The 13,392-nt window shown below is 65.0% G+C and carries 12 protein-coding genes; 4 read left to right on the forward strand and 8 right to left on the reverse strand.

Annotated elements, in window-relative coordinates:
* Positions 1 to 172 precede the first annotated feature (172 nt).
* The 6 genes from SE91_RS17605 to SE91_RS17630 form a co-directional block, all read right to left on the reverse strand.
* Positions 173 to 652 carry a MaoC family dehydratase gene (locus SE91_RS17605; protein WP_061848472.1) on the reverse strand — a complete coding sequence of 160 codons (480 nt, stop codon included), beginning with the start codon at positions 650 to 652 and terminating at the stop codon, positions 173 to 175.
* A complete protein-coding gene (locus SE91_RS17610) occupies positions 653 to 2,371 on the reverse strand; it encodes an AMP-binding protein (protein WP_061848473.1) in 1,719 nt (572 codons plus the stop codon).
* A complete protein-coding gene (gene mmsB, locus SE91_RS17615) occupies positions 2,371 to 3,261 on the reverse strand; it encodes a 3-hydroxyisobutyrate dehydrogenase (RefSeq protein WP_061848474.1) in 891 nt (296 codons plus the stop codon). The genes SE91_RS17610 and mmsB overlap by 1 nt, the downstream gene beginning before the upstream one ends.
* A gap of 24 nt (positions 3,262 to 3,285) precedes the next feature.
* Entirely contained in the window at positions 3,286 to 4,353 is a 1,068-nt protein-coding gene (locus tag SE91_RS17620) for an enoyl-CoA hydratase/isomerase family protein (protein WP_061848475.1), read from the reverse strand.
* Entirely contained in the window at positions 4,350 to 5,495 is a 1,146-nt protein-coding gene (locus SE91_RS17625; protein ID WP_061848476.1) for an isobutyryl-CoA dehydrogenase, read from the reverse strand. Before SE91_RS17625 ends, SE91_RS17620 begins: the two co-directional genes overlap by 4 nt.
* Positions 5,496 to 5,616: 121 nt before the next feature.
* A complete protein-coding gene (locus SE91_RS17630) occupies positions 5,617 to 7,113 on the reverse strand; it encodes a CoA-acylating methylmalonate-semialdehyde dehydrogenase (protein WP_061848477.1) in 1,497 nt (498 codons plus the stop codon).
* 102 nt (positions 7,114 to 7,215) lie between these two features.
* Here SE91_RS17630 and SE91_RS17635 point away from each other — a divergent pair, with 102 nt between their 5' ends.
* Positions 7,216 to 8,130 (forward strand): LysR family transcriptional regulator, encoded by a 915-nt coding sequence (locus SE91_RS17635; protein WP_061848478.1) that lies wholly within the window; start codon positions 7,216 to 7,218, stop codon positions 8,128 to 8,130.
* Positions 8,131 to 8,233: 103 nt separating this feature from the next.
* On the opposite strand, the gene SE91_RS17640 is transcribed toward SE91_RS17635, so the two are convergent.
* Together SE91_RS17640 and SE91_RS17645 are read right to left on the reverse strand one after the other, a co-directional pair.
* Positions 8,234 to 8,848 carry a TetR/AcrR family transcriptional regulator gene (locus tag SE91_RS17640; RefSeq protein WP_061848479.1) on the reverse strand — a complete coding sequence of 205 codons (615 nt, stop codon included), beginning with the start codon at positions 8,846 to 8,848 and terminating at the stop codon, positions 8,234 to 8,236.
* Positions 8,849 to 8,916: 68 nt separating this feature from the next.
* Positions 8,917 to 9,447, reverse strand: coding sequence for a PaaI family thioesterase (locus SE91_RS17645; RefSeq protein WP_061848480.1), 531 nt, complete (start codon positions 9,445 to 9,447; stop codon positions 8,917 to 8,919).
* A gap of 152 nt (positions 9,448 to 9,599) precedes the next feature.
* Here SE91_RS17645 and SE91_RS17650 point away from each other — a divergent pair, with 152 nt between their 5' ends.
* The 3 genes from SE91_RS17650 (at position 9,600) to SE91_RS17660 (ending at position 13,290) form a co-directional block, all read left to right on the forward strand.
* Positions 9,600 to 10,370: an enoyl-CoA hydratase gene (locus tag SE91_RS17650; protein WP_061848481.1), complete on the forward strand. Its 771-nt coding sequence runs from the start codon at positions 9,600 to 9,602 to the stop codon at positions 10,368 to 10,370.
* Between the two features lie 322 nt (positions 10,371 to 10,692).
* On the forward strand, positions 10,693 to 11,889 hold the full coding sequence (locus SE91_RS17655; protein WP_061848482.1) for an acetyl-CoA C-acyltransferase: 1,197 nt from the start codon (positions 10,693 to 10,695) through the stop codon (positions 11,887 to 11,889).
* Positions 11,890 to 12,000: 111 nt separating this feature from the next.
* Positions 12,001 to 13,290, forward strand: a complete 1,290-nt coding sequence (locus SE91_RS17660; RefSeq protein WP_061848483.1) for an MFS transporter — start codon at positions 12,001 to 12,003, stop codon at positions 13,288 to 13,290.
* The last annotated feature ends 102 nt before the right edge of the window (positions 13,291 to 13,392 follow it).

A 13,392-nucleotide genomic window follows, 5' to 3' on the forward strand; every position in this document is an offset into this window, starting at 1 on the left:
AGCGCCGGATGAGGGTTGTCTTTACAAGCGAGTCCGCGGAGAGAGACCCCTCACCCGGCTTCGCTCCGCGAAGCCACCCTCTCCCACAAGGGGAGAGGGCGAAAACGCGCGATTTGACAGCTTTTTGAGCAGCGATGGGTTGCCGGGTCAAGCCCGGCAACGACGGCGGAGCCTACGCGAAATAGATCAGACCCAGCCATTCCGCGACCAGCGCGGGCTTGTCCTCGCCTTCGATCTCGATGGTGACATTGGTGCGGGACTGCAATTCGTTCGGCTTGCGCAGCTTGGCTTCGGCCAGCACGAAGCGGCCGCGAACGCGCTTGCCCGAGCGGACCGGCGAGATGAAGCGCAGCTTGTCGAAGCCGTAGTTCACACCCATCGTGGTGCCCGCGATCACGGGCATCACCTCGTAGGACATGATCGACATCAGCGACATCGTGAGGAAGCCGTGGGCGATGGTGGTGCCGAACGCGGTCTCTTTCTTCGCGCGTTCGGGATCGACGTGGATGAACTGGTGATCCTCGATCACGTCGGCATAAGTATCGATGCGGGGCTGGTCGATCAGGTGCCACGACGACACGCCGATCTCCTTGCCGACCATGGCCTGATAGGCATCGAGCGTAATCGGCGGCTTCTTCCAGACTTCGTTCACTTAGGCCTCACCTCGTGTCTTCGCCAGCTCCGGGAAATCCTCCTCACGGAATTCCCGGCCGCGCAGCGGATCATTGCGATCATCGTCGCGTTCCAGCCTGCGTAGCTGAACGCGGCGGATCTTTCCAGAAATCGTCTTCGGCAGCTCCGTGACGATTTCGAGGCGGCGGATGCGCTTGAACGGCGCAAGGCGCGTGTGCAGGTGCTTGAAGATGGAGAGAGCGGTCTCCGGCGAGCGCTCCGCACCTGAGGTCAGCAGCACGAAGGCCTTGGGAATGGCGAGCCGGATCGGGTCGGGGCTCGGCACCACCGCGGCTTCCGCTACCAGCTCATGCTCGAGCAGCACGCTCTCCAGCTCGAAAGGGCTGATGCGGTAGTCCGAGGATTTGAACACGTCGTCGGAACGACCGACGAAGGTGAGATAGCCGTCGTCATCGGCGAACACCACGTCGCCGCTGCGATAGAGCTGGCCTTCGGCACCGGAGAGCTTGCCGTCATCGCCCTGGTAGCCCTGCATCAGGCCGGCGGGGCGATCCGGGCCGAGCAGCAAAGCCACCTCGCCTTCCCTAGCCGGATGGCCGTCGGCATCGCTGACCTGCACGCGGTAGCCGGGCAGCGGCCGGCCCATCGAGCCGATCTTGATGGGTTGCCCGGGCGAGTTGCCGGCGAGCGCGGTGGTCTCGGTCTGGCCGTAGCCATCACGAATGGTCAGGCCCCAGGCGGCCTGCACCTGGTCGATCACTTCGGGATTGAGCGGCTCGCCGGCGCCGCAGACTTCGCGAAGCGCGACCTTGAACGAGGCCAGGTTCTCCTGGATGAACAACCGCCACACCGTCGGCGGCGCGCACAGCGTGGTGACGCCGCAGCGGCCGATGGTAGCGAGCAGAGCTCTTGCGTCGAAGCGCGGCTGGTTGACCACGAACACCGTGGCGCCCGCATTCCACGGAGCAAAAAAACAGCTCCAGGCGTGCTTGGCCCAGCCGGGCGACGAGATGTTGAGATGGACGTCACCGGGCTGTAGCCCGATCCAGTACATGGTTGAGAGATGACCGACCGGGTAGCTGCGCTGGCTGTGCCGCACCAGCTTTGGTTTCGCCGTCGTGCCCGAGGTGAAATAGAGCAGCATCGGGTCATCAGCGTTGGTCGGGCCGTCGGCTGAAAAACTGTCCGAGGCGTTCGCCGCCTCGTCATAGGCCAGCCAGCCATCGGATGCCGTGCCGACCACGATGCGAACGATGTTCTCGACCCCAAGGCTGGCGAATTTCGCGACCTGGTCCTCGGCCGCCACCACCGCCTTCGCCCTGCCGCGATCGAGCCGGTCGCGAAGTTCTTCGGCGGTCAGCAGCGTCGTCGCGGGGATCACGACAACGCCGAGCTTCATCGCCGCCAGCATCGTCTCCCATAGCGGAACCACATTGCCGAGGAGCAGCAGAAGGTGATCGCCGCGATTCAAGCCCTGCGCGCGCAGGAAGTTGGCGATCTGGTTCGAACGCTTCGAGAGTGCCGCGAAAGACAGCTTGGTCTGCTTGTCCTGGGCAGCATCGACGATCCAGAGCGCGGGGCGATCCTTGCTGTCCGCATTCGCCGCCAGTTCGGCGTCGAACCAGTCGAGCGCCCAATTGAAGGGAACCGGATCGGGCCAGCGAAAACCTTCGACCGCTGCCTCGTAATCCGTGCGGTGCTTTAGCAGAAACGCGCGCGCTTCCTGGAATGTCGTCATCAAGCTTTCCCGGCTAGACTCCTAACGTGCTTGATAATTCCGGAAAAATCCACCCCGCCCTGGCCTGCTGCGTCGAAAGACTGATAGATCTCCTGCGCATGCTTGCCGAGCGGCGTTGCCGCGCCCGCAGCCTTCGCCGCGTCCTGCGCCAGGGTCAGATCCTTCACCATCAGGGCCGAGGCAAAGCCGGGCTTGTAATCGTTGTTGGCCGGCGAGGTCGGCACCGGACCCGGAACCGGACAATAGGTCGTCAGCGACCAGCACTGGCCCGACGAGGTCGAGGCGACGTCGAACAGCGCCTGATATGAGAGCCCAAGCTTCTCACCGAGTGCAAAAGCCTCGCTCACCGCGATCATGGAAATGCCGAGGATCATGTTGTTGCAGATCTTGGCCGCCTGCCCCGCGCCGCCGCCGCCGCAATGCACGATCTTCTTGCCCATCTTCTCCAGCACGGGCTTGGCCGCCGCAAACGCGCTCTCCTCGCCGCCGCACATGAAGGTGAGTGTCGCGCCTTTGGCGCCGCCGGTGCCGCCGGAGACCGGCGCGTCGACCGAGAGCACGCCGTGCTTGGCGGCGAGCGCATGGGCCTGACGCGCGCTTTCGACGTCGATGGTGGAGCTATCGATGATCAGCGCGCCCTTGGTCATGGCGGGAACGACCTCGTTCCAGACGCCGAGCACGTGCTTGCCGGCCGGCAGCATGGTGACCACGACATCGGCGCCCTTCACTGCACCCGCTGCGCTGTCGGCAATATCAGCGCCATCGGTCTTGGCCTGTGCGCGCGAGGCTTCGACGAGGTCGAAGGCCACCACCTTGTGGCCAGCCTTGACCAGGTTGGCCGCCATCGGGCCGCCCATATTGCCGAGACCGATGAATGCGATCGTCGCCATTGTCGTTCCTCCGCTGTCGCGTTGTCAGTTGAACTTCAGCTCATCGGCGCCGATCTCGGCGAGATACGGCGCAAGCATCTCAAGCGTCACATCCTCGATCCGCGGCGGTGACCAGGTCGGGTTGCGGTCCTTGTCGATCACGGCCGCACGCACGCCCTCGCGGAAATCGTCGCTGCGGAACACCTCCAGCGCCGCGCGATATTCTCGCACCAGACACTCTTCCAGGCTCGAAGATTTGCGCGCGAGCCGCAGCAGCTTCAGCGTCACCACCATGCCACGCGGCGATTTTTCGTTGAGCGTCTTCAGCGTGGCCATTGCGAATTCGGAGCCGTCGCGCGCAAGCGCAGCGAAGATGTCCTCCATCCGGTCAAACCCGAACAGCGCATCGATCGCCGCCTGTTTGGCGGCGACCGGTCCGGCCGTCTCGCCCGTCGCGAAGCCATCGATGAGCTTGCTGACATCGGCTGCGCTCGCGCCCTGACGAACCCTGGTCAGCGCCTCGCGCAATTCCGGCCATTTCGCCGCCGGCACCACGGCGTCCGCGAACCTGGCGTGGATCGCATCGGGGCCGTTCATGGTCTGGCCGGTCAGGCCGAAATAAGTCCCGATCTCGCCGGGCGAGCGCGAGAGCAGCCAGGTGCCGCCGACATCCGGGAAGAAGCCGAGCCCGACCTCGGGCATCGCAAGCTTGGTGCGATCGGTGACGACACGATGGCTGGCGTGGCCGGACAGGCCGACGCCGCCGCCCATCACGAGGCCGTCCATGAACGCGACATAAGGCTTCGGATATTTCGCGATCCGGGCGTTCATCACGTATTCTTGGCGCCAGAACCGCGCGCCGAGGTCGCCGCCTGCGTGCGAACTCTCCCAGAGGCCCCTGATATCGCCGCCGGCGCAAAGGCCGCGCTCGCCCGCGCCCTCCAGCACGATCACGGCGACGTCCGGATCAGCCTCGAAACGATCCAGTGCCCCGTCGATGCCGATGGACATCTCCAAGGTCATGGCATTGAGCGCCTTGGGACGGTTGAGCCGGATCACGCCCGCTGCGCCCTCGCGGCGAACGATGAGATCGCCCTCTTCCACTGAACTCATCGCGCGCCCTCGATCAGTTTGCGCGCCACGATGAGCCGCATGATTTCGTTGGTGCCTTCGAGGATCTGGTGCACGCGCAGATCGCGTACGATCTTCTCGATGCCGTATTCGCTGAGATAGCCGTAGCCGCCGTGAAGCTGCAGCGCGTGGTTGGCGACCTCGAAGCCGACATCGGTCCCGAAGCGTTTTGCCATGGCGCACAGCATGGTGGCATCGGGGTCCTTGCGGTCGAGCGCCGCTGCCGCCCGCCACAAAAAGGTGCGCGCGGCCTCGAGCTCGATCGCCATGTCGGCGAGGCGGAATTGCAGCGCCTGGAATTCGTCGAGCCGCTTTCCGAACGCCTTGCGTTCCTTCATGTAGCTGCGCGCCTTGTCGAGCGCGGTCTGCGCGCCCCCCAGCGAACAGGCCGTGATGTTGAGACGGCCGCCGTCGAGGCCAGCCATCGCGATCTTGAAGCCGACGCCCTCCTCGCTCAAGCGATTGGCCACCGGCACGCGGGCGTTCTCGAACATCACGGCGCGGGTCGGCTGCGCGTTCCAGCCCATCTTGCGCTCGTTGGCGCCGAAGGAGACGCCCGGCGTCTTGCCGTCGATCACGAGGGTCGAGATGCCGCCAGGACCGTCACCGCCGGTCCTGACCATCGCGACCAGGAGATCGGTACCGCCGGCGCCCGAAATGAACTGCTTCTGGCCATTCAGGACGTAATGATCGCCTTCGCGCACCGCGCGGGTGCGGAGCGCCGCCGCGTCGGAGCCCGCGCCCGGCTCGGTCAGGCAGTAGCTCGCGATCAGCTCCATCGAGCAGAGCTTCGGCAACCACTTCTGGCGCTGGGTGTCGCTGCCGAAGGCATCGATCATCCAGCTCGCCATGTTGTGGATGGAGATGAACGCTGAGGTGGTCGGGCATCCCGTTGCCAGCGCCTCGAAGATCAGCGCCGCGTCGAACCGCGTCATGGCGGAGCCGCCGACATCGTCGCGGATGTAGATTCCGCCCATGCCGAGGCTTGCCGCCTCGCGCATCACCTCGACGGGAAAATGTTTCTCCTCGTCCCAGCGCAGCGCGTGCGGCGCGATTTTCTCGGCCGCAAACGCGAGCGCCATGTCGCGAACCGCGATCTGATCCTCGTTCAGAGCGAACTGCATGCTGGGCTCCTCACCATCCTCGTCATTGCGAGGAGCGAAGCGACGAAGCAATCCAGACCGTCTCTGCGGAAAGATTCTGGATTGCTTCGCTGCGCTCGCAATGACGGGCTGGGCTACAGCCTTACTTCATCAGCGGGATCGAGAATTCCGCGCCTTCCTTGACGCCGGACGGCCAGCGCGAGGTCACCGTCTTGGTCTTGGTGTAGAAGCGGACCGAATCCGGGCCGTGCTGGTTGAGATCGCCGAAGCCCGACTTCTTCCAGCCGCCGAAGGTGTAGTACGCGATCGGCACGGGGATCGGCACATTGATGCCGACCATGCCGACATTGACCTTGGCCGCGAAGTCGCGGGCGGCGTCGCCGTCGCGGGTGAAGATGGCAACGCCGTTGCCGTAGTCGTGATCCGACGGCAGCGCCAGCGCCTCCTTGTAGTCATGCGCACGGACGACCGAGAGCACGGGGCCGAAGATCTCTTCCTTGTAGATCCGCATGTCCTTGGTGACGTTGTCGAACAGCGAACCGCCGAGGTAGAAGCCCTTCTCGTAGCCCTGCATCTTGAAGCCGCGGCCGTCGACGGCCAGCGTCGCGCCTTCCTTGATGCCGATGTCGATGTAGCTCTTAACCTTCTCGACTGCCTCGCGCGTGACCAGCGGACCGTAATCGGCCGACGGGTCGATCGAGGTGCCGATCTTGAGGCTCTCGACGCGCGGGATCAGCTTCTCCATCAGGCGATCGGCGGTGGACTTGCCGACGGGAACGGCGACCGAGACCGCCATGCAGCGCTCGCCGGCCGAGCCGTAGCCGGCGCCGATCAGCGCGTCGACAGCCTGGTCCATATCCGCATCGGGCATGATGATGGCGTGGTTCTTGGCACCGCCGAAGCACTGGCAACGCTTGCCGGTCTGCGCGGAGCGCTCATAGATGTACTGCGCGATCGGCGTGGAGCCGACGAAGCCCACGGCCTTGATATCGGGATCGTCGAGGATGGCATCGACTGCCTCCTTGTCGCCGTTGACGACGTTGAGGATGCCGGCCGGCAGGCCCGCTTCCATCATGAGCTCGGCCAGGAGCATCGGCACGCCGGGATCGCGCTCCGACGGCTTGAGGATGAAGGCGTTGCCGCAGGCGATCGCGGGCGCGAATTTCCACATCGGAATCATCGCCGGGAAATTGAACGGCGTGATGCCGGCGACGACGCCGAGCGGCTGGCGCAGCGAATAGATGTCGATGCCGGGGCCGGCGCCTTCGGTGTACTCGCCCTTCATCAGATGCGGGATGCCGCAGGCGAATTCGGCGACTTCGAGGCCGCGCTGGATATCGCCCTTGGCGTCGGGAACGGTCTTGCCGTGCTCGCGGGCGAGCAGCTCGGCAAGCTTGTCGTAGTCGCGCTGCACCAGCTCGACGAATTTCATCATGACGCGGGCGCGGCGCTGCGGATTGGTCGCCGCCCATTCCGGCTGCGCGGCGCGCGCGTTTTCGACGGCGGCGCGGACCTCGGCCTTGGACGCCAGCGCGACCTTGGCCTGGACGTCACCGGTCATCGGCTCAAAGACGTCTGCCGTCCGGCCGGACGTGCCCTTCACTTCCTTGCCACCGATGAAATGTCCGACTGAACGCATGGAATGATCTCCTTGAGGCCGAGCGTGAACGCTTTGACAAATCCTATCGACCTGCATTTTATAGGATTCAAGTCTGAGATATTGCACCATAGATGTGCGAAAATGCTGGATCAAGGTAGCATCGACTGGGACGACTTTCGCTTCGTGCTCGCCATCGTGCGGGGCGGCTCGGTGTCGGCTGCGGCAAAACAGCTCGGTGTGGACCATGCCACGGTGATCCGCCGCGTCGACCGGCTGGAGAAGCACCTGTCGGCCAAGCTGTTTGACCGGCGCAAGACCGGCTACCTCCTCACCGAGGCCGGGCAGCGCGTGGCCGACAGCGCCGAAGCGATGGAATCGACCATCGTCGCCAACCAGGAGCAGGTCGGCGGCTCCGTGGCACGGCTGACCGGCACCGTGCGGATCGGTGCGCCCGACGGGTTCGGCACCGCCTTTCTGGCGCCACGGCTAGCCCCGTTCGCGGACCGCTATCCCGATCTCGACCTGCAACTCGTGGCGACCGCGCGGCTGTTCAGCCTCTCCAAGCGCGAGGCCGACATCGCCATCAGCCTGACCATGCCGAAGGAAGGCCGTATCGTTGGCCGCAAGCTGCTCGACTACCGCCTCGGGCTATATGCCGCCCCCGCCTATCTCGACCGCTTTCCAAAGATCGCCTCCCGGCAGGACCTGCCGCAGCACCGCTTCGTCGGTTATATCGAGGAGCTGCTGTTCACGCCGGAGCTCGACTATCTGCCGCAGGTGTCGCCGAAGATCTCCGCGCGCTTCCGCAGCGCCAACCTGATCGCGCAGCTCAATGCCACGCTCTCCGGCTTCGGCATTGCGGTGCTGCCGCATTTCATGGCGAGCGACTATCCGCAGCTCGTGGCGGTGCTGCCGGAGGAGATCTCGATCACGCGGACGTTCTGGATGCTGATGCACGCCGACAGCAAGGATCTCGCGCGGATCCGGGCGGTGGCGGATTATATCGGCGAGATCGTGGACCGCGAACGGGCGTTGTTTGCGGGGCGCACTTCGTAGGGTGGGTTAGCCGAAGGCGTAACCCACCACGTCTGTCTCCGCAGCAATCGGAGAGGTGGATTACGCTTCGCTAATCCACCCTACGCATTCAACGGCACCTCGCCTAGGACTTGGTCTTCTTCGCTGCAACCTTCGGCTCGCGCTTCGCGCCTTCGAGCGCGCTGTCCCGGCCGGCCTTCAGCACCTCGTCCGACAGCTCGCTGGAGCCGGCGATGCGCGCCAGCAGCATGGTGCCGGCCATCGTCGCCAATGTCGCGATCGCCTGCTTGCGTGCCGCCTTGCGCGGCAGGTTGGGAATGTAGTCGGTCATCATCTCGATCATCTCGTCGAGCTTGCCGGCGAAGGCCTTGCGCGTCTTCGGGCTTTCGCGCGCGATCTCCGCGCCGAGCGCGGGGATCGAGCAGCCATGGCCGGGATTGTCGCGATGCAGCGCGGAGAGATAGCTCTCCGCGACCAGGGCCAGCCGCTTTTCGGGCGCGACCTCAACGGTGAGCTTGCGCCAATGGTCCATGGAGCGATCCATGGCATAGGCGAAAGCCTCGATCACCAGCGCCTCGCGGGAATCGAAATGCGCGTAGAAGCCACCATGTGTCAGGCCCGCCTCCTTCATGAGGTCGGCGACACCGATGCCGTGGGCCCCCTTCTCGCGCAGCCGCACCGAGGCCTTTTTCACGATGCGGTCGTGGGTTTCCTGCTTGTGTTCCCGGGAATAACGCATACGGGTCCTATTAAATGTCGAAGATCATCTCATAACACAGAATGGACCAGACGGTGAATTAAATCATGTCAAGTTGTTGCGCTGATCATCGAGAAGGTTGCAGTTGCATGGACCGCGAGCGCGCCTTTGCCGTCGCGCACAAAGCCTTCGGTATAGCTGGTCTGGCGTCCCAGCTTGATCACCTTGCCCTCGGCCGAGATCAACCCCGAGCGGACCGAGAGCGGACGCAGGAAGGTCATCTTCAGATCGAGCGTCACGGACGATTGCCCTGCTTCCAACCGGGTCGAGATAGCGCATCCCATCGCGGTATCGATCAGCGCCGCCGCCGTCGCCCCGTGCAGGAGGCCGATGGTGTTCTCGAGATCCTCGCGCGGCTCCAGTTCCATGACAATCCGGCCCGGCTCGACCACGGCCATGGTGAACCCGATCAGCTTGGCGAAGGGCGGCGGCGGCAGCCGGCCGTCGCGAATGCCCAGCATGGCGTCCATGCCCGACAGGCCCATCGCCACTTTCGCGACCGGCGCGGGCACCTGCCAGTCCACCACCCGCTCACGGCGCTGTTCGGGCGAAAACAGATTCAGTCGATCGGATCCGGTCATGGCGGCCTCTTTGTATGATATACATCATACTATGTCACGGATTTCAGGCTGGCAACTCCGTCGCCGCCCGCTTGACAAGCGGCCCGTTCAGACCGGAAGTGATCCGGACATCCATAGGCGTCCCGACACCACCAATCTTTCGAGATCAAACGATGGAAATGCTCAATCAACACTGCGGCATCACGCGTGATGACCGCGGCGTCGTTCATGTCGCGATCTGCAATGCCGGCTCGCTCAACATTCTCGGCTCGCCCGTCACCGATGCAGTGCGCGAAGGCCTCGAGCAGCTCGCATCTGACCGAAGCATCCGCATCGTCGTGCTGCGCGGCCAGAGCGAGAAGAGCATGATCGGGGGTGCCGATATCAAGGAGATGGCTAAGCTCGACCAAAGATCAGCCGAGGCCTTCATCAGCCGCCTTCGCGATCTCTGCGAAGCGGTGCGCCAGTTCCCTGCTCCCGTGATCGCGCGCATGCCCGGCTGGTGCCTCGGCGGCGGGCTCGAGGTCGCCGCCGCCTGCGATTTCCGCATTGCCGCGCACGATGCGCATTTTGGAATGCCGGAGGTCCGCGTCGGCATCCCATCTGTGATTCACGCCGCGCTCTTGCCGCGCCTGATCGGGTGGGCTCGCGCCCGCTGGCTGGTGATGACCGCGGAGAACATCGACGCACCGACGGCGCTGGCCTGGGGACTGGTCGACAAGGTCGCGCCGGAAGGCGGACTCGATGCCGAGGTCGAGCATGTCGTGAAAGCGCTGCTCGCATGCGGCCCCGAGGCGCTGCGGTCGCAGAAGGCGCTGCTGCGGCAATGGGAGGAATTGCCGCTGACGGAGTCGGTGAACTTGAGCGTCAAGGTATTCGGCCAGTCGTTCCTGACGGACGAGCCGACACGGCTGATGCAGGCGTTCGTGAACAGGAAGCGGTAGGCCTATCGCCTCTGCGCCAATGGGGCACCCTCCAAGCGAAAGGTGTCATGCCCCGGCTTGACCGGGGCATCCAGTACGCCGCGGCTTCTCGGCTTAAACACGACGGCCTCTGGAATACTGGATTGCCCGCCTTCGCGGGCAATGACAGGGTCGTGTGGGACGACGGTTGTACCCACAGGAGCAGCCCATTTGCCCACCTCCTCAATAGAACGAACAAATCTCATCCGACCCACGACATTTTCTCATCCCGAGCGTGGTTGCATTTTTTGCGCCGCATCATATGATGATCATAATCTTATTGGTTACCGCACGGAGTTCCGTCATGGCCGAAGCCGCCGATCCCGTCGTCATCGTCTCCGCAGCCCGCACCCCGCTCGGCCGCTTCATGGGCGAGCTGTCGCCGCTCCCCGCGCACAAGCTCGGCTCTCACGTGATCAGCGCGGCGCTGGAGCGCGCCAAGCTTGCGCCCGAGAAGGTCGACGAAGTCTTCATGGGCTGCGTGCTGCCGGCCGGACAGGGCCAGGCGCCAGCGCGGCAGGCGGCGCGCGCGGCGGGCCTGCCCGATGCCACGGGTGCGACCACCGTCAACAAGGTCTGCGGCTCCGGCATGAAGGCGACCATGCTGGCGCACGACATCATTCGCGCGGGATCTGCCGAGATCGTCGTGTCCGGCGGCATGGAGAGCATGAGCAACGCGCCCTACCTGCTCGCGAAGGCACGCGGCGGCTATCGCGCCGGCCACGACCGCATTATCGACCACATGATGATGGACGGGCTGGAGGACGCCTACGAGACCGGACGCACCATGGGCGATTTCGGCGAGGCCACCGCGGAGGCCTACCAGTTCACCCGCAAGGACCAGGACGCCTATGCGATGGAGACACTCAGCCGCGCGCGCAAGGCCGTCGAGGGTGGCACGTTCAAGGCCGAGATCGCGCCGATCACCCTGACGGAGAAAGCAGGTCCCCGCGTCATCACCAATGACGAGCATCCGCTGAAGGTCGACCCGGCAAAGATTCCCGGTCTCAAGCCGGCATTCCGTGCCAATGGCACCATCACGCCGGCCGCCTCCTCCGCCAACGCCGACGGCGCCGCGGCGCTGGTGCTGACCAGACGCTCGCTCGCCGACCGCGGCGGGCTGCCGGTTCTGGCCGAGATCAGGGGCCACGCCACCCACAGCCAGGAGCCGCAATGGTTCACCACGGCGCCAATTCCGGCGATCCGCAAGCTGCTCGATAAGGTCGGCTGGGCTGCCTCCGATGTTGACCTGTTCGAGATCAACGAGGCCTTCGCCGTCGTGGCGATGGCGGCGCAGCGTGACCTCGGCATCCCCCGCGACAAGCTGAACGTCAATGGCGGCGCCTGCGCGCTCGGCCATCCCATCGGCGCGACCGGCGCACGACTGATCGTAACGCTGCTGCATGCGCTCGAGGCGCAGAACCTCAGGCGTGGCGTCGCGGCGCTCTGCATCGGTGGCGGCGAAGCCACCGCCATCGCGGTGGAGCGGCCGGCGCACTGACGCGAGAAAGTCCGTAAACGAGGGAACTCTGTCATTTGCGACAGACACGTCCCGTGTCATCCTGCAAACTGAGGCGGGTCTCTTGCGACCTGCCATCGATACCGAGGCCCAATGATCTCGAACTGGCTCGCGGCAGCGCTTTCCCGCCGCAACATCCACTACGGCTGGGTGATGGTCGGCGTCACCTTCCTCGCCGCGCTGATCAGCGCCGGCACGGTCGGCGCGCCCGGCGTATTCATCGTTCCCCTCCAAAAGGAATTCGGCTGGAGCACGGCGGAGATCTCGTCCGCGCTGTCGATCCGCTTCATCCTGTTCGGGCTGATGGCGCCGTTCGCGGCCGCCCTGCTCAACCGCTATGGCCTGCGCAACGTCACGTTGGCCGCCCAGCTCATCGTGGTCTCGGCGCTCGTGCTCTCGCTCGGCATGACCGAGGTCTGGCAGCTCATCGCCCTCTGGGGTGTGGTGATCGGCATCGGCACCGGCATGACGGCGCTCGTGCTCGGCGCGACCATTGCCACGCGCTGGTTCGCGGCCAGGCGCGGTCTCGTGGTCGGCATCATGACCGCGAGCGTCGCCACCGGCCAGCTCGTGTTCCTGCCGCTCTTGGCGAGCCTTACCGAACGCTATGGCTGGCGCCTCGCGCTCGGCCTGGTCTGCATCATGCTCGTGATCTCGTCGCTGGCGGTGGTGCTCGCGATGTGCGACCGGCCGAGCGATGTCGGCCTGCGACCGTTCGGTGACGAGGGCACCGCGCCCCTGCCCGCCCCGCCCGCCAGCCACGGCTCGATCACGGGCGTGGCGCTCGGCACGTTGCGCGACGCCTCGAAGTCGACCGCGTTCTGGATCCTGTTTGCGACCTTCTTCGTCTGCGGCGCTTCGACCAACGGCCTTGTCCAGGTGCACTTGATCCCGATGTGCCTCGATTTCGGCATTCCGCAGGTGCAGGCGGCGAGCCTGCTGGCGGCAATGGGCATCTTCGACTTCTTCGGCACGATCATGTCGGGCTGGCTGTCGGACCGCTACGACAATCGCTGGCTGCTGTTCTGGTACTACGGCCTGCGCGGGCTCTCGCTGATCTTCCTGCCCTTCAGCGATTTCTCGTTCTACGGTCTCTCGCTCTTCGCGATGTTCTACGGGCTCGACTGGATCGCCACGGTGCCGCCGACGGTGCGGCTCACGGCCCAGAAGTTCGGACCCGAGCGCGCCAATCTGGTGTTCGGCTGGATCTTTGCCGGCCACCAGCTCGGTGCCGGGGCGGCCGCCTTCGGCGCGGGCTTCTCGCGGACGGTGTATCAGAGCTATCTGCCCGCCTTCTTCATCGCCGGTGCGCTGTGCGTGTTCGCCGCGCTGATCGTGCTGGGGCTGTCACGGCAGCCTAAACTACAGACGGCTGCGGCGTGAGGCCGGTTTAGTATCCAATCGCGATCGCGGCGCCGAGCCCGGCGGCGTCGCCATCCACTAGGCGCAGTGGAGCCTTTGCGCGCCACATTCCTGTTAGACTCC

Origin of the sequence: Bradyrhizobium sp. DOA1 (genome assembly GCF_001593325.1) — a bacterium.
GTDB lineage: Bacteria > Pseudomonadota > Alphaproteobacteria > Rhizobiales > Xanthobacteraceae > Bradyrhizobium.

Excerpts from the sequence above, each read along its gene's own strand:
- SE91_RS17635 (WP_061848478.1), top strand. The coding sequence starts at position 7,216 with ATGCTGGATCAAGGTAGCATCGACTGGGACGACTTTCGCTTCGTGCTC.
- SE91_RS17640 (WP_061848479.1), bottom strand. The coding sequence starts at position 8,848 with ATGCGTTATTCCCGGGAACACAAGCAGGAAACCCACGACCGCATCGTG.
- SE91_RS17625 (WP_061848476.1), bottom strand. The coding sequence starts at position 5,495 with ATGCAGTTCGCTCTGAACGAGGATCAGATCGCGGTTCGCGACATGGCG.
- mmsB (WP_061848474.1), bottom strand. The coding sequence starts at position 3,261 with ATGGCGACGATCGCATTCATCGGTCTCGGCAATATGGGCGGCCCGATG.
- SE91_RS17645 (WP_061848480.1), bottom strand. The coding sequence starts at position 9,447 with ATGACCGGATCCGATCGACTGAATCTGTTTTCGCCCGAACAGCGCCGT.
- SE91_RS17620 (WP_061848475.1), bottom strand. The coding sequence starts at position 4,353 with ATGAGTTCAGTGGAAGAGGGCGATCTCATCGTTCGCCGCGAGGGCGCA.
- SE91_RS17660 (WP_061848483.1), top strand. The coding sequence starts at position 12,001 with ATGATCTCGAACTGGCTCGCGGCAGCGCTTTCCCGCCGCAACATCCAC.
- SE91_RS17610 (WP_061848473.1), bottom strand. The coding sequence starts at position 2,371 with ATGACGACATTCCAGGAAGCGCGCGCGTTTCTGCTAAAGCACCGCACG.
- SE91_RS17655 (WP_061848482.1), top strand. The coding sequence starts at position 10,693 with ATGGCCGAAGCCGCCGATCCCGTCGTCATCGTCTCCGCAGCCCGCACC.
- SE91_RS17650 (WP_061848481.1), top strand. The coding sequence starts at position 9,600 with ATGGAAATGCTCAATCAACACTGCGGCATCACGCGTGATGACCGCGGC.
- SE91_RS17630 (WP_061848477.1), bottom strand. The coding sequence starts at position 7,113 with ATGCGTTCAGTCGGACATTTCATCGGTGGCAAGGAAGTGAAGGGCACG.